The sequence below is a fragment of the Noviherbaspirillum sp. FW303-A3 genome, from assembly GCF_058788695.1.
Genome location: NZ_JBYTAZ010000001.1, coordinates 3,997,213 through 4,017,096, shown reverse-complemented (window position 1 = coordinate 4,017,096; position 19,884 = coordinate 3,997,213). Strand labels below are relative to the sequence as shown.

At 60.6% G+C, this 19,884-nt stretch carries 21 protein-coding genes; 14 read left to right on the top strand and 7 right to left on the bottom strand.

Features of this window, described 5'->3' with window-relative positions:
* From AC3WOY_RS19340 to AC3WOY_RS19325, 4 genes are all read left to right on the top strand, one after another.
* Complete coding sequence (locus tag AC3WOY_RS19340; protein WP_492426689.1) at positions 1 to 876, top strand: DMT family transporter; 876 nt, start codon at positions 1 to 3, stop codon at positions 874 to 876.
* A 62-nt stretch (positions 877 to 938) separates the two neighbouring features.
* Positions 939 to 1,532, top strand: coding sequence for a LemA family protein (locus tag AC3WOY_RS19335; RefSeq protein ID WP_492426687.1), 594 nt, complete (start codon positions 939 to 941; stop codon positions 1,530 to 1,532).
* Positions 1,533 to 1,545: 13 nt separating this feature from the next.
* A complete protein-coding gene (locus tag AC3WOY_RS19330) occupies positions 1,546 to 2,352 on the top strand; it encodes a TPM domain-containing protein (protein WP_492426685.1) in 807 nt (268 codons plus the stop codon).
* Positions 2,352 to 2,852, top strand: coding sequence for a TPM domain-containing protein (locus tag AC3WOY_RS19325; protein WP_492426683.1), 501 nt, complete (start codon positions 2,352 to 2,354; stop codon positions 2,850 to 2,852). Before AC3WOY_RS19330 ends, AC3WOY_RS19325 begins: the two co-directional genes overlap by 1 nt.
* Positions 2,853 to 2,859: 7 nt before the next feature.
* Here AC3WOY_RS19325 and dacB read toward each other — a convergent pair whose 3' ends face one another.
* Positions 2,860 to 4,200 (bottom strand): D-alanyl-D-alanine carboxypeptidase/D-alanyl-D-alanine endopeptidase, encoded by a 1,341-nt coding sequence (dacB, locus tag AC3WOY_RS19320; RefSeq protein WP_492426681.1) that lies wholly within the window; start codon positions 4,198 to 4,200, stop codon positions 2,860 to 2,862.
* 133 nt (positions 4,201 to 4,333) lie between these two features.
* Here dacB and AC3WOY_RS19315 point away from each other — a divergent pair, with 133 nt between their 5' ends.
* The 4 genes from AC3WOY_RS19315 (at position 4,334) to groL (ending at position 7,595) form a co-directional block, all read left to right on the top strand.
* Positions 4,334 to 4,810 carry a MarR family winged helix-turn-helix transcriptional regulator gene (locus AC3WOY_RS19315; protein ID WP_492426679.1) on the top strand — a complete coding sequence of 159 codons (477 nt, stop codon included), beginning with the start codon at positions 4,334 to 4,336 and terminating at the stop codon, positions 4,808 to 4,810.
* Positions 4,811 to 4,929: 119 nt separating this feature from the next.
* Positions 4,930 to 5,349 carry an organic hydroperoxide resistance protein gene (locus tag AC3WOY_RS19310; RefSeq protein ID WP_492426677.1) on the top strand — a complete coding sequence of 140 codons (420 nt, stop codon included), beginning with the start codon at positions 4,930 to 4,932 and terminating at the stop codon, positions 5,347 to 5,349.
* Positions 5,350 to 5,608: 259 nt separating this feature from the next.
* The gene (gene groES, locus AC3WOY_RS19305) at positions 5,609 to 5,899 is read left to right on the top strand and encodes a co-chaperone GroES (protein WP_088707318.1); all 291 of its coding nucleotides are present in this window, start codon (positions 5,609 to 5,611) and stop codon (positions 5,897 to 5,899) included.
* 52 nt (positions 5,900 to 5,951) lie between these two features.
* On the top strand, positions 5,952 to 7,595 hold the full coding sequence (gene groL, locus AC3WOY_RS19300; RefSeq protein ID WP_492426675.1) for a chaperonin GroEL: 1,644 nt from the start codon (positions 5,952 to 5,954) through the stop codon (positions 7,593 to 7,595).
* Between the two features lie 101 nt (positions 7,596 to 7,696).
* On the opposite strand, the gene AC3WOY_RS19295 is transcribed toward groL, so the two are convergent.
* The 3 genes from AC3WOY_RS19295 to AC3WOY_RS19285 all read right to left on the bottom strand — a co-directional run bounded on the left by AC3WOY_RS19295 (position 7,697) and on the right by AC3WOY_RS19285 (position 10,392).
* Positions 7,697 to 8,473 (bottom strand): enoyl-CoA hydratase, encoded by a 777-nt coding sequence (locus AC3WOY_RS19295; RefSeq protein ID WP_492426673.1) that lies wholly within the window; start codon positions 8,471 to 8,473, stop codon positions 7,697 to 7,699.
* Entirely contained in the window at positions 8,466 to 9,383 is a 918-nt protein-coding gene (gene ylqF, locus AC3WOY_RS19290) for a ribosome biogenesis GTPase YlqF (protein WP_492426671.1), read from the bottom strand. The genes AC3WOY_RS19295 and ylqF overlap by 8 nt, the downstream gene beginning before the upstream one ends.
* Before the next feature lie 70 nt (positions 9,384 to 9,453).
* Positions 9,454 to 10,392, bottom strand: coding sequence for a histone deacetylase family protein (locus tag AC3WOY_RS19285; protein WP_492426669.1), 939 nt, complete (start codon positions 10,390 to 10,392; stop codon positions 9,454 to 9,456).
* A gap of 199 nt (positions 10,393 to 10,591) precedes the next feature.
* On the opposite strand from AC3WOY_RS19285, the gene AC3WOY_RS19280 reads away from it, so the two are divergent.
* From AC3WOY_RS19280 to mltB, 4 genes are read left to right on the top strand one after another with little or no spacing between them, the layout of a single operon-like run.
* Positions 10,592 to 11,512, top strand: a complete 921-nt coding sequence (locus tag AC3WOY_RS19280; RefSeq protein ID WP_492426667.1) for an AAA family ATPase — start codon at positions 10,592 to 10,594, stop codon at positions 11,510 to 11,512.
* Positions 11,509 to 12,522, top strand: a complete 1,014-nt coding sequence (locus tag AC3WOY_RS19275) for a DUF58 domain-containing protein (RefSeq protein ID WP_492426665.1) — start codon at positions 11,509 to 11,511, stop codon at positions 12,520 to 12,522. Before AC3WOY_RS19280 ends, AC3WOY_RS19275 begins: the two co-directional genes overlap by 4 nt.
* Complete coding sequence (locus AC3WOY_RS19270) at positions 12,519 to 14,552, top strand: transglutaminase TgpA family protein (protein ID WP_492426663.1); 2,034 nt, start codon at positions 12,519 to 12,521, stop codon at positions 14,550 to 14,552. Before AC3WOY_RS19275 ends, AC3WOY_RS19270 begins: the two co-directional genes overlap by 4 nt.
* The gene (gene mltB, locus AC3WOY_RS19265; protein WP_492426661.1) at positions 14,543 to 15,697 is read left to right on the top strand and encodes a lytic murein transglycosylase B; all 1,155 of its coding nucleotides are present in this window, start codon (positions 14,543 to 14,545) and stop codon (positions 15,695 to 15,697) included. The genes AC3WOY_RS19270 and mltB overlap by 10 nt, the downstream gene beginning before the upstream one ends.
* A gap of 2 nt (positions 15,698 to 15,699) precedes the next feature.
* Here the strand turns inward: mltB and htpX are convergent, their stop codons facing one another.
* From htpX to AC3WOY_RS19250, 3 genes are all read right to left on the bottom strand, one after another.
* A complete protein-coding gene (gene htpX / locus AC3WOY_RS19260) occupies positions 15,700 to 16,572 on the bottom strand; it encodes a protease HtpX (RefSeq protein WP_492426659.1) in 873 nt (290 codons plus the stop codon).
* A 156-nt stretch (positions 16,573 to 16,728) separates the two neighbouring features.
* A complete protein-coding gene (locus AC3WOY_RS19255) occupies positions 16,729 to 17,799 on the bottom strand; it encodes an AI-2E family transporter (RefSeq protein ID WP_492426657.1) in 1,071 nt (356 codons plus the stop codon).
* 51 nt (positions 17,800 to 17,850) lie between these two features.
* Positions 17,851 to 18,396, bottom strand: a complete 546-nt coding sequence (locus tag AC3WOY_RS19250) for a YaeQ family protein (protein ID WP_492426655.1) — start codon at positions 18,394 to 18,396, stop codon at positions 17,851 to 17,853.
* Between the two features lie 103 nt (positions 18,397 to 18,499).
* Between AC3WOY_RS19250 and AC3WOY_RS19245 the strand changes: the two genes are divergently transcribed.
* Together AC3WOY_RS19245 and AC3WOY_RS19240 are read left to right on the top strand one after the other, a co-directional pair.
* On the top strand, positions 18,500 to 19,093 hold the full coding sequence (locus AC3WOY_RS19245) for a DUF1415 domain-containing protein (RefSeq protein ID WP_492426653.1): 594 nt from the start codon (positions 18,500 to 18,502) through the stop codon (positions 19,091 to 19,093).
* Between the two features lie 443 nt (positions 19,094 to 19,536).
* Positions 19,537 to 19,884, top strand: coding sequence for a hypothetical protein (locus AC3WOY_RS19240; RefSeq protein WP_492426651.1), 348 nt, complete (start codon positions 19,537 to 19,539; stop codon positions 19,882 to 19,884).

Sequence of the window (19,884 nt, the reverse complement as noted above, 5' to 3'; positions counted from 1 at the left end):
ATGACTTCCCTTTCCCGCAAGGACTGGATCCTTCTCGTCCTGCTGACCCTGTGCTGGGGCATCAACTGGCCGATCATGAAGTTCGGCGTGCAGGATTTCCCGCCGCTGACCTTCCGTACCGTGAGCATGATCGGCGGTCTTCCCGTGCTCTGGCTCGCTGCGCGGGTCCAGGGTGCGCCGCTCGCGATCCCGCAGGGCAAGCTTACGCAGATCATGCGGCTGGCTGTACCGAACATGCTGATCTGGCACGTATTCATGATTCTCGGCGTCAAAATGCTTTCGTCCGGACGTGCCGCCATCCTTGGTTATACGATGCCGGTATGGGCGGTGCTCTGCGGCCTTGCATTCTTTGGCGAACGCCCTTCACGTTCTGCCTGGGTCGGTATTGGCTGCGCGCTGGCGGGGGCTCTGCTCCTGCTGTCGAGCGAATTCGCCGCCCTCGCCGGCAATCCGCTCGGCACGGTATTTGCGCTCATCGCCGCTGCGGGCTGGGGATACGGTACGGTAGTAATGAAACGCAGCGCGCTCCCGATGCCGACGATTTCGCTGACCTTCTGGATGCTCGCGCTCACGACCGCCGTGATGGCCGTCGCTTCCTTTTTGCTGGAGCGGTCCGCCTGGCATCTTCCGGACGCAGGAACGACGGCGACAATTGTCTACAACGCCGTGATCATCTTCGGCTTTGCGCATGTCGTCTGGTTCCAGCTGGCACGCACGCTGCCCCCGATCGCCTCCAGCCTGTCGGTGATGATGATCCCGGTGCTCGGCGTCTTCTCCGGCGCGTGGCTGCTGGGCGAAACCCCGCACTGGCAGGATTACGCGGCCATGGGCCTGATCCTGGCGGCAATGAGCACAGTGCTGTTGAAACCGCGTTGAAAGACCATACATAATTGACAAGCTGGATTTTCCGTACGGACAAACAAGAAAAGGACATCGTCATGAAGACATGGATGAAATGGTTGACCGTCGCATTCCTCGCCTCGACGCTGAGCGCCTGCGGCTACAACGATTTCCAGGACAAGGATGAGCAGGTGAAGGCTGCCTGGGGCGAAGTCGTCAACCAGTACCAGCGCCGCGCCGATCTGATCCCCAACCTGGTCAACACCGTCAAGGGCTACGCATCGCACGAAAGGGAGACGCTGGAGTCGGTCACGCGCGCGCGCGCCGCGGCGACGAGTTTCCAGATCACGCCCGAAGTACTGAACAACCCGGAAGCGTTCAAGAAGTTCCAACAGGTGCAGGGCGAACTTTCCAGCGCCCTGTCGCGCCTGATGGCTGTCTCCGAGAACTATCCGCAATTGAAAGCGGATACCAGCTTCCGCGACCTGCAATCGCAGCTCGAAGGCACGGAAAACCGCATCACCGTCGCCCGCCAGCGTTACATCCAGTCAGTGCGCGAATACAACGTGCTGGCGCGCAGCTTCCCGACCAACCTCACGGCCATGATGTTCAACTACGAGGTCAAGCCTTCCTTCACCGTGGACAACGAGAAGGCCATCTCGAACGCACCGGCCGTCAACTTCGGCAAGTAGGCACATAGTCGCCATGACGATCTTCCGCCCTCTCCTCGCCCTGCTGCTGGCGATGATGCTGGCTTCGGCGCATGCGCAGGAGTTCGTGCCCGTTCCTCCACTGCAGAAGCGGGTGACGGACAAGGTCGGCATGCTGACGGAGAACCAGCGCGACGCGCTGGAGAACGTGCTGAAGGAATACGAGACACGCACCGGCAGCCAGGTCGCCATCCTCCTGATCAGCAAGACGGAACCGGAAGCGATCGAGCAGTACAGCATCCGCGTCTTCGACACCTGGAAACTGGGCCGCAAGGGCACCGACGACGGCGTGCTGCTCATCGTCGCGAAGAACAATCCACCCGCCCTGCGCCGCTTGCGCATCGAGGCCGGGCGCGGCGTGCAGGGCTCGCTGACCGATGCGCAGTCCAAGCGCATCCTGCAGGATGTGATTGCGCCGCATTTCCGGCAGAACGATTATTACGGCGGGCTGGCCGCCGGCGTCTCCGCCATCACAAGTTTGCTGGACAAGGAAAAATTCCCGGCGCCGGAAGGCAGTCCGGCCGCGGTTGAGGTAGAAGAAGAGGAATTCGACTACTCCCTCATCCTGTTCTTCGTCTTCATGATCCTGTTCATGATGCTGTCGCGCGCCCAGTCCCGCCGCTATGCGCGTCACAGGCACGGCTGGGGGCGCTCCGTTCCCGGCGTGATCCTTGGCGGCGGCTATGGCAGCGGCGGATTCGGCAGCTTTGGTGGTGGGGGCGTCGGCGGCGGAGGAGGCGGAGGCGGATTTTCGGGCGGCGGCGGCAGTGGCGACGGCGGCGGCGCATCGGGGAACTGGTAATGAACACTTTGTCTCGCTTCTTCAAGCATCTCACCACGACCACCGGGTTCGGCCGGCGCGCCTTTCCGGAAGAAACCCTCAAGGCGATCGAAGACGCCATTGCCGATGGCGAAAAGCGGCATCGCGCGGAAATACGCGTGATTGTCGAGCCGTCACTGGCGGCCCCGGCGGTGCTGGGCGGCCAGTCGCCGCGTGAGCGGGCGCGCGAGCTGTTTGCGCACTACGGCGTGTGGGACACGGAAGAAAACTGCGGCGTGCTGGTCTACATCAACCTGGCCGACCATCAGGTCGAGATCGTCGCCGACCGCGGCATCGGGCGTACGGTCGCCGCGCAGGACTGGCAGGCAATCTGCCGCACGATGACGCAAGGATTTGCCCGCGGCGATTATCACAACAGCACACTTGCGGCGCTGGCCCAGCTGAACGCGCTGCTGCAGGAGCACTACCCGGACGACGGCTCCACACGCAACCAGCTGGTCAACCGTCCGGTCATGCTCTGACCTTGCATCAGCCGCGCTCGTAGATCCACTGCAGGAGCGCGTCCTGCGCTTCGTTGCCGCGCAGGGCGTTGGGGTGGTTGATCATGCACACCACCGCGTAACGCCTGCCCGACGCCGCCAGCACGTAACCTGCAATCGCCCGGACTTCATTCAGCAATCCCGTCTTGATATGCGCCTTGCCGGCCACCGTCTGGGTTGTCAGCCGATTGCGCATCGTCCCGTCATAGCCGACAAGGGGCAGCGAGGCGATGAATTCCGGCATGACAGGCGAACGGAATGTCGTTGCCAGCATCTTGCCAAGGGTCGCCGGCGCAATACGCTCGGTGCGCGACAGACCGGAACCATTCTCGATGCTGAGCTCCGGCGCGGCGATGCCCTTCGCGGCCAGCCAGGCATGGACCACGGTGGCGCCCCGTTCGGTGTTGGCCTGTATCCCTGTCGTCTGCGCCGCCAGCGTCAGCAGCACCTGGCGCGCCATCACATTGTTGCTGAACTTGTTGATGTCCCGGATCACCTCGGACAGCGACGCGGAGTCCCATTCGGCAACGAGGCGCGCCGTGGGGGGCAGGAGTCCGCCGCGCGTTTCACCCTTCAGCGTCCCGTCGAGGTCCGCCCAGAAGCGCCGGAATGCGAGATCGAAGTACTTCGTGTGCGACATCAGGTAGGGATGGACATGCCAGGTACGCTCGCCGCAACTGGCCGGATAGATGCCGTTGAAGCGCGCGCTGTTGCTGTCGATGGCCGCATTGAGTTTCACGCGCCAGTCGCCGCAATCGCCATTGGACAACTGGGGTGCGTACAGGGGATAGGCTGCCAGCGGCGGATCGGCAGTCACCTGCACGGTACCCCTGGCCGAGTCCGGCACAAAGCGGAAGCTGATCGACTTGTAGTTCAGCAGCAAGGCGTCCGGTCCGACGTTGTAGGGTTTCAGCGGATCGCCGTCGAATTGTGCCGCGTCATAGGGCATGTCCTCGAAGATGGCGCGGTCGAGGATCACGTTGCCTCGGATTTCGCGTATGCCGCGCGACCGTATCCTGCGCAGGAACATCCAGAAATTCTCAAGCACCAGTTTCGGGTCGCCGCTGCCCTTGATGATCAGGTCGCCGTGGAGGACATCCCCGTTCTGCACGCCGTCGATGAACGCCTGCGTTTTCCAGCTGAAGGTCGGTCCGAGGATATCCAGTGCCGCGTTGCTGGTGACCAGCTTCATGGTCGAGGCCGGATTGAAGGCCAGCGTGTCGTTCATCGCCAGCGAGACTGTCCCGGTTGCCAATTCCTGCACATGCACGCCGACGGACGTCACCGGAATCTGCGCGCGCTGCAGGGCCTCCAGGACCGTAGGCGGCAATTCCTGCGCCTGCGCGGCAACAGCGGCGGCAAACAGAACGAAGGCAGCTTGGACTCTCTTCCGAATTCGCATACGATGGCAATATCAGGTCACGCACAATCGAATTCGATTATCCCACGCCAACGCCACAGCCATGCCGAAATCCGTACTCTCTCCCGAAGCCGCACAGTCCTTCGATCCGCTTGCGCTGGAAAACCAGTTCTGCTTTGCGCTCTATTCCGCCTCGCTGGCAATGACCAAGACCTACAAGCCTTTCCTCGACAAGCTCGGCCTTACCTATCCGCAATACCTGGTCATGCTGGTGCTGTGGCAGCAGGACGACGTGCTGGTCAAGAGCATCGGCGAGAAGCTGTTCCTCGATTCCGGCACGCTCACTCCCTTGCTGAAGCGGCTGGAAGCGTCCTCCCTGATCCAGCGCACCCGCGATGAAGCCGACGAACGCCAGGTGCGCATCACCCTGACCAAGGAAGGCCGCGCCCTGAAGAAGAAGGCGCAGTGCATCCCGCACGATGTCCTCTGCGCCAGCGGACAATCGCATGAAGTGCTGCAGAACCTGCGCACCCAACTCTCCGCGATTCGCGACGACCTCGCCAAGTCCAACGGCGTGTAGCAAGCAAAATTGGAGGCCTTGCTCCAAAATCGGCAATTAAATTGCACGCAATCTAATTGAGTGCTATATTTAATCCCGACATCACCCGTTCAAGCGATTACCCTTTCAAGGAGAACCACATGCAGATCCTGTACAAAGCACAAGCAACCGCCACCGGCGGCCGTGACGGCCGCGCTGTTTCCAGCGACAACAAGCTCGACGCCAAGCTGAGCACCCCTCGCGAGCTGGGCGGCGCCGGCGGCGAAGGCACCAATCCGGAACAACTGTTTGCAGCCGGCTATTCCGCCTGCTTCCTGTCGGCGCTGAAGTTCGTGTCGATGCACGCCAAAATCGCCCTGCCCGCCGATGCAGCGGTCACCGCGGAAGTCGGCATCGGCCCCAACGGCAACGGCGGTTTCGGCCTCGCCGCCGACCTCCGTGTCACACTGCCAGGCCTGGAGCGCGGTACCGCGCAAGCCCTCGTCAACAAGGCGCATGAAGTCTGCCCGTACTCCAACGCCACCCGCGGCAACATTGAAGTCAATGTGGCACTGACCTGATAGGACAGCATTCCTCCTAAAGCCCCGTTTCGCGGGGCTTTTTTCCTTTTGAAATTGCAAAAGAAACAATGCCGTCGCCCCTCCGTAGTCATATGCATATGCTTTTCCAGCATCTTCTACTCTTGAAAAAGCAAAACCTCGCCCATATACTTAGCACTCGTTAGGGGAGAGTGCTAACAACTTCCTCCTGGCTACACGATCTTCCACCTGCGGCACACGCCGCAAACAACTATAACTTATTGATTATTAAGGAGTTTGTATGAACCTTCGTCCATTGCACGATCGCGTCATCGTCAAGCGCCTCGACCAGGAAACCAAGACTGCGTCCGGCATCGTTCTCCCGGATGCAGCCGCTGAAAAGCCGGATCAGGGCAAAGTCCTGGCCGTCGGCAACGGCAAGATCCTGGAAGACGGCAAGGTCCGCGCGCTGGACGTGAAAGTCGGCGACGTCGTGCTGTTCGGCAAGTACTCCGGCCAGACCGTCAAGGTCGAAGGCGAGGAAGTGCTCGTCATGCGCGAAGAAGACATCATGGCGATCGTCCAGAAGTAATTCGACGCCAAAGCAATACAGAACCCCACTCAATAATTAAGGAGTAACGAATATGGCAGCTAAAGACGTAGTTTTCGGCGATGCCGCCCGTCACAAGATGGTTGAAGGCGTCAACATTCTCGCCAACGCAGTCAAGGTCACCCTGGGCCCGAAAGGCCGCAACGTTGTTCTGGAGCGCTCCTTCGGCGCCCCGACCGTCACCAAGGACGGCGTTTCCGTTGCCAAGGAAATCGAACTGAAAGACAAGCTCATGAACATGGGCGCGCAGATGGTGAAGGAAGTCGCATCCAAGACCTCCGACAACGCCGGCGACGGCACCACCACTGCAACCGTGCTGGCACAAGCCATCGTCCGCGAAGGCATGAAGTACGTTGCCGCCGGCATGAACCCGATGGACCTGAAGCGCGGCATCGACAAGGCTGTCGCTGCAACCGTCGAAGAACTGAAGAAGATCGCCAAGCCCTGCACGACTTCCAAGGAAATCGCCCAGGTCGGTTCGATCTCCGCAAACTCCGACGCATCCATCGGCGACCGCATCGCTGAAGCCATGGAAAAGGTCGGCAAGGAAGGCGTGATCACCGTTGAAGACGGCAAGTCCCTGAACGACGAACTCGACATCGTCGAAGGCATGCAGTTCGACCGCGGCTACCTGTCCCCGTACTTCATCAACAACCCGGAAAAGCAAGTCGCCATCCTGGAAAACCCGTTCGTCCTGCTGTTCGACAAGAAGATTTCGAACATCCGTGACCTGCTGCCGGTCCTGGAACAAGTCGCCAAGGCTGGCCGTCCGCTGCTGATCATCGCCGAAGACATCGAAGGCGAAGCACTGGCAACCCTGGTTGTGAACAACATCCGCGGCATCCTGAAGACCTGCGCCGTCAAGGCTCCGGGCTTCGGCGACCGTCGCAAGGCCATGCTGGAAGACATCGCGATCCTGACCGGCGGTCAAGTGATCGCGGAAGAAGTCGGCCTGACCCTGGAAAAGGCAACCCTGAACGACCTCGGCCAAGCCAAGCGCGTCGAAATCGGCAAGGAAAACACCACGCTGATCGACGGTGCCGGCCAGGCTGCTGCGATCGAAGCACGCGTCAAGCAGATCCGCGTCCAGATCGAAGAAGCAACCTCCGACTACGATCGTGAAAAGCTGCAAGAGCGCGTTGCCAAGCTGGCAGGCGGCGTTGCAGTGATCAAGGTTGGCGCTGCTACCGAAGTCGAAATGAAGGAAAAGAAGGCACGTGTCGAAGACGCGCTGCACGCAACCCGTGCCGCCGTTGAAGAAGGCATCGTTCCTGGCGGTGGCGTGGCCCTGCTGCGCGCTCGCGCCAACATCAGCCTGAAGGGCGACAACGCCGACCAGGAAGCCGGCATCAAGATCGTCCTGCGCGCCATGGAAGAGCCGCTGCGCATGATCGTCACCAACGCCGGCGAAGAAGCATCCGTCGTCGTGAACAAGGTCATCGAAGGCAAGGGTAACTTCGGTTACAACGCTGCCAACGGCACCTATGGCGACATGGTCGAAATGGGCGTTCTGGATCCGGCCAAGGTCACCCGCTCGGCACTGCAGAACGCAGCGTCGATCGCCGGCCTGATGCTGACCACCGACTGCACGGTCTCCGAGCTGGTCGAAGACAAGCCGGCCGCTGGCCCGGCTGGCATGGGCGGCATGGGTGGCATGGGCGGCATGGACATGATGTAATTGCCGACCTGTGGAAGGCAGCGATGCCTTCCGCGCTGTCCGTCATACAAAAAAGCCCGCAGGACATTGTCTTGCGGGCTTTTTGCTTTCCTTAGATCGTCTTATTTCGACCAGGCCGGTTTGCGCTTGTCGATGAATGCCTGCACGCCTTCCAGCGCCGCTTCATCCATCATGTTGCATGCCATGGTCTGGCCCGCAAGCTGGTAAGCCGCGCCAATGCCCATTTCAATCTGCTTGTAAAAAAGCTGCTTTCCCGTCGCGATCGCGACAGCTGGCTTGGCGAGGATACTGCCGGCAAGCTTGCCGATTTCTGCATCCAGTTCTTCCGCGGCAACAACGCGATTGACGAGACCGCGTTCACGCGCCGTTTCGGCATCGATGAACTCTCCAGTCAGCAGCATTTCCATCGCCTGCTTGCGCGACACATTTCGGGACAACCCTACCGACGGCGTCGAGCAGAACAATCCGTAATTCACACCGGACACCGCGAACTTCGCATCTTTCGACGCCACAGCAAGATCACACATCGCAACAAGCTGACACCCGGCGGCCGTCGCGATGCCCTGCACCCGTGCGATCACCGGCTGCGGCATCTGCTGAACGGTCAGCATCATCTTGCTGCACTGGTTGAACAGCGTCTTGTAATACGCCTCCGACGGCTGCGCGCGCATCTGCTTCAGGTCATGCCCGGCGCAGAAAGCTTTTCCGGCAGCGGCGAGCACGACGACGCGAATCTCGCCGTCGGCCTTCACCGCATCCAGCTCCGCCTGCAACGCAACCAGCATTTCTTCGGACAGGGGATTGAACTTGTCGCCGCGGTTCAGCGTCAGCGTCGCCACGCCGCCCAAGACGGATTTCAGAACATAGGGGTCACTCATCGTCACTTTCCTCTTCCGGTTCCGGGGGTAATCCAAGGGAAGGCGGCGGCTGGTAAGTCGCCAGCAGCTCGGTGCGGCTCGACGGCGTCTCAAGGCTGATACGGCCAAGCGCGCCGCTGCGGTAATCGATGAGCAACGTATGCGCCGCCTTCTCGAAATCAAGCTCGCCGCCCTTCATGCGGAATGCGCGCCGCTTGGCGATGCCTTCGATGACGGCGACGCCGTCAATGCCATCCGTCGGGAATCCGTAGCGCGTGCTGACGAGCTGCGGATAGCGCACGAGCAGCAGGTCCGCGAGGAAAGTCGCCACCTCTTCTTCAATCAACGCATTGACGCCCACCGCATGGCTTGCCGCCAGCATGAGGCCGTCGGTGGGATGCTCGATCTTCGGCCACAGCATGCCGGGCGTATCGACCAGCACCATGTTGTTGCCAAGGTAGAGACGCTGCTGCGCCTTGGTCACTGCCGGTTCGTCGCCCACTGCGGCGACGCGCTTCTTCAGCAGGGCATTCATCAGGGTCGACTTGCCGACGTTGGGGATGCCCATGATCATCATGCGCAGCGGCTTCAATGCCGTGCCCCGATGCGGCGCAAGACGCATCGCCAGGCCGGGCACCTTGGCCACGTCCGCCGGCTTCTTGCAGCTCAGGGCGACGGCGTACACGTCCTTCTGCTTGCCGAAATGCTCCAGCCATGCCTTGGTCGCCGCAGGGTCGGCAAGGTCGGCCTTGTTGAGGATTTTCAGGCAGGGACGCTGGCGAAACTTGCGAAGCTGTTCGATCATCGGATTGCTGCTGGCTACGGGCAAGCGCGCATCCAGCACTTCGATGACGAGGTCGGTCTTTTCCATGGACTCCGCCGCCTTTTTGCGGGCGGCGTTCATGTGACCGGGGAACCATTGAATGGACATGCGTGGATCTGGTTGGTGGGGCAAGCCGCTATTTTACCTGCTGGCCGCCCTCTCCCGCCTCACACAGGCCCTAGTCGAGATCGGCGAGCACCTTGATATGGGCGACGACGCTGCGTGCCAGGGCCGACAGGTTATACCCGCCTTCGAGGCAGCTGACGATGCGGCCGTTGGCGTACTCGCGGGCAACCGACACGATTTCCTTTGTCATCCATGCATAGTCGGCTTCCACCAGGCCCATCTGACCGATGTCGTCCTCGCGGTGGGCGTCGAACCCGGCGGAGATGAAGATCATTTCAGGCTTGTGTGCACGCAGCGCCGGCATCCATTTGTCCACCACCAGGCGGCGCACCTCGTCGCCCTTGGTGTAGGCCGGGACCGGAACGTTGACCATATGGTCCGACTCGTGCAACGCGGTATAGGGATAGAACGGATGCTGGAAGAAGCTGACCATCAACACGCGCGGGTCATTGAGGAAGGCTTCTTCGGTGCCGTTGCCGTGATGGACGTCGAAGTCGACGATGGCCACGCGCTGCAGCCCGTGCACATCGAGCGCATGCTTGGCGGCGATGGCGACATTGCCGAAAAGGCAAAATCCCATCGGTTCCGACGGACGGGCATGATGCCCCGGCGGACGGATGGAACAGAACGCGTTTTCAATCTCCCCGGCAATCACGGCATCGGTCGCCGCGATGGCCGCACCCGCAGCACGCAATGCCGCCTTCCAGCTGTGGGGATTGAGCATGGTGTCGGCGTCGATCGGGTAATACCCCGAGCCGATGCCTTGCAGCGATTCAACGTTCTCGCGCACACGGGCGATGGCCTCGCGCGTATGCACGCGTTCGATGGCGGCCACGTCCGCTTCGGGCGCTTCTCGGTAGTCAAGGCAATCGTTGATGCGGCTGGCGATGATCTGGTCTTCGATCGCCTGCAGCCGTGCCGGGCACTCCGGATGCCATTGCCCCATCTCATGGCGTTTGCAATCGGGGTGGGAGTAGAAGCCGGTGGTCATGTGTCAGGGATGCGCAGGCGAAGGTGTCTCGAATGAATTCCGGCCGTCATCGCCGCACGAGCGGCAAAGAGGCAAGATGACTTATAGTGTAGCGAAGAAAATAATGTAATACAGTTCTTTTGTTGCGGCCGGCTTTTTGCCGATTGCGGATGCTCAACCAGGCGGCACAAGACCGCACTCCCCCATTCACGGAAGATTCATGTTCGACAAACTCCATGCCGTTGCCAAGCAGGTCAGCCAGGTCGTCGTCGGTAAAGATACGCAGATCCGCCAGTCACTGGCATGCATGCTTGCGGGCGGACACTTGCTGATCGAGGACGTCCCCGGCGTGGGCAAGACGACGCTGGCGCACGCGCTGGCGATTTCGCTCGGGCTGAAGTTCAACCGCTTGCAGTTCACGAGCGACCTGCTGCCGGCCGATGTCGTAGGCATTTCGATCTTCAATCGCGAAAAGAACGGTTTCGTTTTCCACCCCGGCCCGGTCTTCACACAGGTACTGCTGGCGGACGAAATCAACCGCGCCACGCCGAAGACGCAATCTGCTTTGCTCGAGGCCATGGAAGAGCGGCAAGTCACCGCCGACGGCGTCACCCGCGACCTCCCCAGTCCATACTTCGTGATCGCAACACAGAACCCGACCCACCAGATCGGCACCTTCCAGTTGCCGGAATCGCAGCTGGACCGCTTCCTGATGTGCCTCTCGCTGGGCTATCCCGATGCCGCGGCGGAACGTGCATTGCTGATGGGCGAAGACCGCCGCACCATGCTGAAGTCGTTGCCGACGGCGATGCATCCCGAAGAACTGATTGCCGCGCAGGCCGCATTGAAAAGCGTGCATGCCTCCAGCGCCCTGGTGGATTACGTGCAGGCACTGGCCCAGGCGTCGCGCCAAAGCGGCCTGTTTGCCGAAGGCATGAGTCCGCGCGCCACCATTGCGCTGCTGCACGCGGCGCGCGCCTGGGCCGCGCTCGAAGGCCGCAACCATATCATTCCGGAGGATGTCCAGGCTGTGCTGGTCCCGGTCGTCGCGCATCGTCTGCGTCCGCTGAAATCCGGCGGCAGTTCCGCGCTGGGCAGCCGCGACCTCGTCCTGCAACTGATGAAATCCGTTCCGGTGTGAAGAAGAAACTGTCCCTGTACGCGAGGCTTGAACATGCCATCCGCGGAAAGCTGAACAAATGGCTGTTCCGCCTGAAGGATGCCGAACCCGGCGAAGTGTTCCTGCACCAGCGCAGGGTCTACATCGTGCCGACCCACCCGGGCCTGCTGTTCTGCGTGATGCTGGTCGCGATGTTCCTCGGGTCGGTCAACTACAACCTTAGTCTCGGCTTCGGCTTCACTTTCCTGATTGCCGGGTGCGCCTTGATCGACATGCACCTGACCTTTCGCAATCTTGCGCACCTGCACCTGAAAGCCGGCCGTGCCGCCCCGGTCTTTGCCGGTGAGGAAGCGCAGTTCGAGCTGCACCTGGTCAACCGGCGCAAACACGACCGTTACGCCATCTGGCTCGACTTCGTCAACGATGACCGGCCCGAGCTGGCACAACCGGCCGACGTTCCCGCAAACGCCACATCGCGCGTGCTCCTGTCCACGCCGGCGACCCGGCGCGGCTGGCTGAAGGCGCCGCGCGTGCGACTGCAGACGCGCTTTCCGCTGGGATTGCTGCGTGCGTGGAGCTACTGGCACCCGGATGCAAAAGCGCTTGTCTATCCGCGCCCCGAAGATGACGCCCCGCCGCTCCCGTATGCAGGCATGGAAATGAATGATGGACAAGGCCTTGCCGGCCAGGACGATTTCGCCGGCATACGCGGCTACCAGGCAGGCGATTCGTTGAAGCGCCTTGCATGGCGCCATATCGCGCGTATGGACGTGGAGACCGGCGGTTCGCTGGTCACGAAACACTTCGAAGGCGGAGCGGCGACAGAAATCGCGATCGATTTCGACGCACTGCCGCCGGGAATGGACAGCGAACAAAAGCTCTCGCGCATGACGCGGTGGGTGATCGAGGCCGAGGCCCGCGGACTGGCCTACGCGTTCCGCTTAGGGAGTGTCTCGCTACCCACCGCACACGGACCGGCCCATCGCGACGCCTGCCTGCGCGCACTGGCCTTGCATGGGGATGCATCATGAAACTCCCTTTCTTTGGCGGCCCGGCATCGGCAGCGTTGGGCAACCGCCCCATGTCTCGCGACAAGGCCGACATCCTGCTGCTGTTGGGCGCATGCACGCTTGTGCTGCTTCCGCATGCGAGCCACCTGCCCATCTGGATCACGCCCGTGTGCGCCATGCTGCTCGCCTGGCGCGGATGGATCACCTTCCGCGGAAATCGCCTTCCGCCGCGCTGGCTCCTGCTGCCCGTCGCCGCGCTGGCAATGGCCGGCGTTTATCTCACCTACCGCACCTTCTTCGGCCGCGAAGCCGGCGTGTCGATGCTGGCGCTGCTGCTGACGCTGAAGCTGCTGGAAATGCACGCCAAGCGCGACCTGTTCGTTGCGCTGTTCCTGAGTTTCTTCCTGATCCTGTCGAGCTTTTTCTATTCGCAGTCGATCGGCACTGCATTGCTGACGCTGGCTGCCGTCGTTGCCATCCTGACGACCCAGGTTTCCTTCCAGTTCACGGGAGCCGTTCCGCCGCTGAAGCAACGATTGCGGATGGGCGCAACCATCCTCATGCTCGCAGCGCCGGTGACGCTGGTGCTGTTCCTGCTCTTTCCCCGCATACAGGGGCCATTGTGGGGCATGCCCGGCGATGCGCAGGCAGGACGTACCGGGATATCGGACACGATGGAGCCCGGCAACATCCAAAGCCTTGCACAATCGGATGAGATCGCATTCCGCGTCAAGTTTGCCGGCTCGCCTCCGCCCAAGGCGCAACTTTACTGGCGAGGCCCCGTATTGAGCGGATTCGACGGCCGGAAATGGTTCCCGCAGCGGCGACGCATGGCTGGCACGTCGTCAGTACGGGTGCAGGGCGATGCGTTGAATTACCAGGTCACGCTGGAGCCGCACGGCAAGAACTGGCTGTTCGCGCTCGACATTCCCCGCACAGTACCGCTGATAGAACTCAATCCCGCCCGGATCACGCAGGAGATGCAGCTGCTCACATCCCGGGCAGTGCATGAGCGGCTGCGCTATGACGCTGTTTCCCACCTTCAGTACGAACTGAACCCGAACGAATCGCCTGCGACGCTGCAGCAATGGCTTGAGCTTCCAGAAGGTTACAATCCGCGCGCACTGGACTTTGCCGCCGACCTGCGCCTGAAGTCGCAGACCAACGCAGACTTTGTCGCCGCCGTCCTCCGGCACTTCCGGACCGAAGCGTTCCGCTACACGCTGCAACCGCCGCTGCTGGGCAGGAACAGCGTCGATGAATTCCTTTTCACGACCCGCGCCGGCTTCTGCGAACATTACTCGTCAGCATTCGTCGTGCTCATGCGCGCGGCGGGCATTCCTGCGCGCGTCGTGACCGGCTACCAGGGGGGCGAACTGAATCCCGCGGATGGCTTCTTCGTCGTGCGGCAATCCGATGCCCATGCCTGGGCCGAGGTATGGCTGGAAAAACGCGGCTGGATTCGCATCGATCCCACTTCGGCGGTTGCGCCCGAGCGGGTCGAAGGCAATCTCGCGAGCGCGATTCCACGCCGGATCCTTGGCGGATTGATCACGCTCGATCCGTCGAACAATGCATTGCTGGCGCAGTTGCAAAAAATCCGGCAGAACTGGGACGCCGTTTCCAATGCATGGAACCAGTGGGTGCTCAACTACACGCCGCAGCAACAGAGGAATTTCATCCAGTCGCTCGGTTTCGAGGATGTCGACTGGCGCACCATGGTGACACTGCTGTTCGTATTCGGCTCGCTCGCCGTTGCGATTGTGGTTTTGCCATTGCTGCTGCATGAAAAGAAACGCGATCCCATCGAAGCGGTCTACGAATCGCTGTGCAGGCGGCTTGCCAAAAAGGGATTTCCGCGCGAACAGCATGAAGGACCGCGCAGTTACCGCGCACGATTGACATCGGCCGGCTCGCCCTTGCCACCGAATCAGAAAGCAGCCCTTGCGCGCTTCCTCGATCTCTATGAAACTGTGCGTTACGGCGCGACAGACCTCACGCGTCCCGCAGCCGTTGCCAGACTCAAATCCCTGTCCGCCGAATGTCGATAATGTTTTTCAAACCTGCCGCACCCGCTGTCCTGCTGTCCGCACTGCTCCTTGCCTTTTCCCTTCCGTCCGATTCACACGCGAAACAAACCGGAAAGCAGGCGCGCAAACCGGCTGTGCAGGGGGCAAAGCTGCGCAAGGTGTCGGTCAATCCGGATGAAGCTGGCGAATTCGCCAACTTCACGCAGTGGAAAGAGGTCGGCGAGTTCATCGACTTGATGGTGGAAAAGCATGGATTCGACCGCAGCGCGCTGGAGTCGACCTTCAAAAAAGTGCGCTACATCGACACAGCCATCCAGCTCGTCAAACCGGCGCCGCCCGGGCGTCCGAAGAACTGGCGTGCCTACCGGTCGCGCTTCATCGAACCGGTCCGCATCAATGCAGGTGTCGCCTTCTGGGAAGAACACCGCGATGCACTCGCCCGCGCCGAACAGCACTTCGGCGTTCCTGCCGAAATCATCGTGGGCATCATCGGCGTGGAAACCGTGTACGGCCGCAACACCGGCAACTTCCGCGTGCTCGATGCATTGACCACGCTTGCCTTCGATTACCCCGACACGCCGAATCGCGCCGCACGGATGAAATTCTTCCGTGGCGAAGTCGAGAACACGCTGCTGCTCGCCCGCGACACCGGCATCGATCCTTTCTCGCTGTTCGGCTCCTACGCCGGCGCGGTCGGCTGGCCGCAGTTCATGCCGGGCAGCATCCGGAAGTTCGCTGTCGACTTCGATGGCGACGGAAAGGTCGACCTGCGCACATCCCCGGTCGATGCAATTGGCAGCGTCGCCAATTTCCTCGTGCAGCATGGCTGGAAGTCGGGAGAACCGATCGCTTTCCCCGCCACGCTGGCGGCAGCGGAACAGGGACGCAGTTGGGAAATGTTCATCGGACAGAGCCTCGAAGCCAAATTCAGGCTCGATGAACTGAAGGCGGCGGGCGTCGTACCGACCATCGAGCCGCCCTCGGACATGCTGTTCGGCCTTGTCGATTTGCAGAATGGCGGCGAACCGACCGAGTACTGGCTCGGCGCCAATAATTTCTTCGCCATCACGCAATACAACCGAAGCTTCTTCTACGCCATGTCGGTCGTGGAACTGGGGCGCTCAGTGCGTGCTGCGCGCCCCAATTGCTCCGGCTGCGTGCGCTGAGTTCACTGCGCCTGCAGGGCGGCAATACGCGATTCGATCGGCGGGTGGCTGCTGAACAGCGATGCCAGCCCGCCGCCTGCGATACCGGACGCAGCCATGCTCTTGGGCAGTTCGCCCGCCGTCACACCGCCCAGCCTCTGCAGTGCCGCAATCATTGGACGCGGCGTTCCCAGGATCTGCGCCGCGCCGCGGTCCGCGCGGTATTCACGCTGCCTCGAAAAGTACATCACGATGATGCTGGCGAGAATACCGAACAGGATGTCGCACACGATCACGGTCACGGTATAGCCGATGCCGGGACCGGAGCTCTCTTCGTCATTCCTGCGCAGGAACTGGTCGACCGCATAGCCCACCACGCGCGCCAGGAAGGTGACGAAGGTGTTGACGACGCCCTGGATCAGGGTCAGCGTCACCATGTCGCCGTTGGCGATGTGTGCCACTTCATGCGCGAGCACTGCTTCGACTTCCTCGCGCGTCATGGACGTGAGCAGGCCAGTCGATACCGCAACCAGCGAGCTGTTCTTCGTCGCACCGGTGGCGAACGCATTCGGCTCGCCCTCATACACGGCGACTTCCGGCATGGCGATGCCCGCCTTCTGCGCCTGCGCGGCAACCGTATTCATCAGCCACAGTTCGGTGGAGTTGGACGGCTGCTCGATCACCTGCGCACCGGTCGACCATTTGGCGATCGGCTTCGACAGAAACAGGGAAATGAACGCACCGCCGAAACCCATCAGGCCCGCGAATACCAGCAGCGAACCGAGGTTGAGCCCGTTGGCGGTAAGGTATTTGTTCACGCCCAGCAGGCTGGCCGTCACGCTGAGAACCAGCATAATGGCCAAGTTGGTGGCAAGGAAAAGTATGACGCGCTTCATATGACGTTCCTCATTTCTTTGATGTTGTGATGTCCGAACCGGAATGCACCGGTTCGAGCGTGCAAGGATAGCAGCACGCAATGCCACGAAAAAGCGAAGTTTAATGAACGATTTGTTCCGGAAAACAGAACAAGAAGAGAAGGGCAAGCAGCAGGATTACGCCGCCCGCTTGCCGCTTTTCTCGCTGGCGGCGATCTCATGTACGGAGTCGGGTTTTCCTCCGCGCAGCCACCAGAACAGAACCGCCATCATGAACGGACCGACGAAAAGTCCGATCACCCCCAGGGTAGAGACGCCACCGAGCAGGCCGAAGAGCACCGCGAGGAATGGCAGGTTGACACGATGACCGATGAGCTTCGGCCGAACGAACTTGTCGACAAGGAAGAGCTCAAACGCGCCCCAGGAAAACAGGCCGAGCGCAGCGCCAGCATGACCCTGCCCGAGCAGCAGGAGCGATACCGAGGTAAACGACAACGGCGCGCCACCGGGAATCAGCGCGAGATAGCCGGTGATCACCCCGAGGATCGCGGGGGCCGGCGCCCCTGCAATGGCGTACGCGATGCCGAGCACGATCCCCTCAAGGACGGCCACAGAGCACAGCCCCAGCGCGGTGCCGCGCACGGATAGCGGAAGCAGGCGCTTGAGCGTGCTGTAGTACTTGGGGATAAGCCGTTCACCCGCATGATCCACGTACTTCACGACCGCCGGCCCCTCGAGGTAGAGGATGAACAACGTCAGTAGCGCGAGGAACAGATAGAGGGCATTGGCGAGAATGGTCGGTCCCAGCGTTCCGACGGTACTGGTGAGATAAGGAACAAGGTCGCCAGCCGTGCTTCGGATAAGCGTATTCAGGCCACCCGGAGCCGCAAGATGCGTCTGCCACCATTCGAGGGCAGGCTTGGCGACGAAAGGCAGGCGCGCCAGCCATTCGGGTGCCGGCACGCCGGCGCTGTTGATCTGGCCGATCAGTCGCTCGATCGTAGCCAGTTCATGGCTGAGCGTATTGAACAGGAAGATCGAGGGGGCGACAAAACTGACAATAATGGCCGCAAGCAAGGTAGTTGCGCTTGCGGCACGCGACCATCCCCGGCGCTGGAGCTGTTCATGAAGGGGCCAGGTAATGACAGCGAGCAATGCGGCCCATGCGAGCGAGCCAAGGAAATGTTTAAGCAGGAAGACGAGCGAAACCGCGAACGCCAGGGGAAGAATCAATGAGAGATAAGGCATGCCGCAATATTGGGAGAAACGGCAAGCGCCGTCAATGAATGGCTTGCACTTTCAGTTCGAGCGTGCCTTGAGCGCTTCCAGCTCGAGATGGACACTATTGTCGCCATCCGCGATCCAGATTTGCCCTTCCTGGACCGTGCACTGGAGTTGCATCGTGCGTTTTGCCATGCGCGCCAGTTCCGTCGTGGCGGTAGAAGGAAGATTGAACACTTGCAAGTTCCGGGCGCGGTCGAGCTTGCCGGCCATCTGGTTCCACCAGATATTGCTGGTATTGCTGTAGCTGTACACCGTGACTTGCCCAGCACGTCCGCAGGCCTTGAGAAGCCGGCGGTCGTCCGGCTGGCCGACCTCGATCCATTGTTCAATTGTGCCGGTAAGATCCTTCTGCCAAATATCCGGCTCATCGTCCGTGCTCAGCCCCTTCCCGAAGGCGAGCGCTTCGTTGGCATGGAGCGCGAAGGCCAGCAGCCTGACCATCATGCGCTCGTCCGTTTCAGACGGATGCCGGGCAATGGTCAGGGCATGGTCGCCGTAATAGTGGCGATCCATGTCGGCGACCTGCAGGTCAGCCTTGAATATCGTTGCCTTGAGTGCCATGTGTTGTCGTTGGATGTGCCTTGACCGGCAATATGAATGAGTTCGGCAATGTACAGGAAAGCGCTCGCGGGCGCTATCCATCAAACCCCGTCATAATCCCGCCATGCATACCTCTCCTCCCTCACCTGACGATGTCATCGCCGCTACCAGACGCTGGCTGGAAAAAGCCGTCATCGGACTGAACCTCTGCCCGTTTGCAAAAAGTGTCTACATCAAGAACCAGCTCCGCTTTGTGGTGAGCAGCGCGGACTCTGCGGAAGTATTGCAGGCAGACCTGGCGGCGGAACTGTTGAAGCTGAAGGAAACCGATGCAGCGGAAGTAGATACCATCCTGCTGATCCATCCTTACGTCCTGAACGACTTCCTCGATTTCAACGACTTTCTTGACGTCGTTGACATGACGGTTGACGCGCTTGGCTTGGAGGGTGAAATCCAGGTCGCGAATTTCCATCCCGGGTATCAATTTGCCGACGCGGGTCCGGACGACATCAGCAACTACACCAATCGCGCGCCCTACCCGACGCTGCACTTGCTTCGCGAAGCAAGCATCGATCGCGCAGTGGAGGCGTTCCCGGATGCTGCAGAAATCTTTGAAAGAAACATCGAGACAATGCAGCGGTTGGGCAAAAACGGTTGGGGCAAGTTATTCAATGATCAAACCCATGAGTGCCCAATTAACGATACGAAACAGAACTAACAGTGGAAGACCGGTTCAAACACCGAATTGCCGGTTAAGCATGCCTTCAGACGCTCGGGAAGCAGGACGGGAACGCATTGCGGCGGCTCAAAATGACCGAAGATACGGTTCGTTAGAATGGAATTGAACCGTTGCAATCCCAGTTCGCGGCAGTTGAGGAAAATCGGCGGAAAATGCGACACGGCTAGCAATATATTCCTGCAGATATTGATTCAGCGCATGTTCGCATTATTCTAATATTGCTTTTTTGAAATTTCTTTACTATATTGCATTTACGCAAGTAGTGTCTATCCGGCAATTGTGGTAGTGCTACCTATTGCACCCCGGTCCTGCAAGATGTGTCACAAAGTTGATACACTTTCCAGATATGCAAATTGTTTCTCTGTATAATCTGCTTGCAATCCGGAATTATTGCGACTTTGACTACTCATTCAGACAATGCCATGGACAACACGGATAACAACAAGCGCACCGGTACCCGTCTCGCCGACCAGGTGAATTACGACCCGAACAACCTGCTGGACGCGCTTATCGAAAAACTGAACCTGAAGAACGACGCTGCCCTGTCGCGCGCACTGGAAGTCGCGCCACCGGTCATCAGCAAGATTCGCCATCGCCGCTTGCCGGTTGGCGCTTCGCTGTTGATCCGCATGCACGAGGTCAGCGACCTGAGCATCAAGGAACTGCGCATCCTCATGGGTGACCGCCGCGACAAGTTCCGCATCAGCGACAAGCAATTCAAGCCGAAGGATGCACCGGCAGGATCTGTCGGTGCAGAGCAGATGGAATAA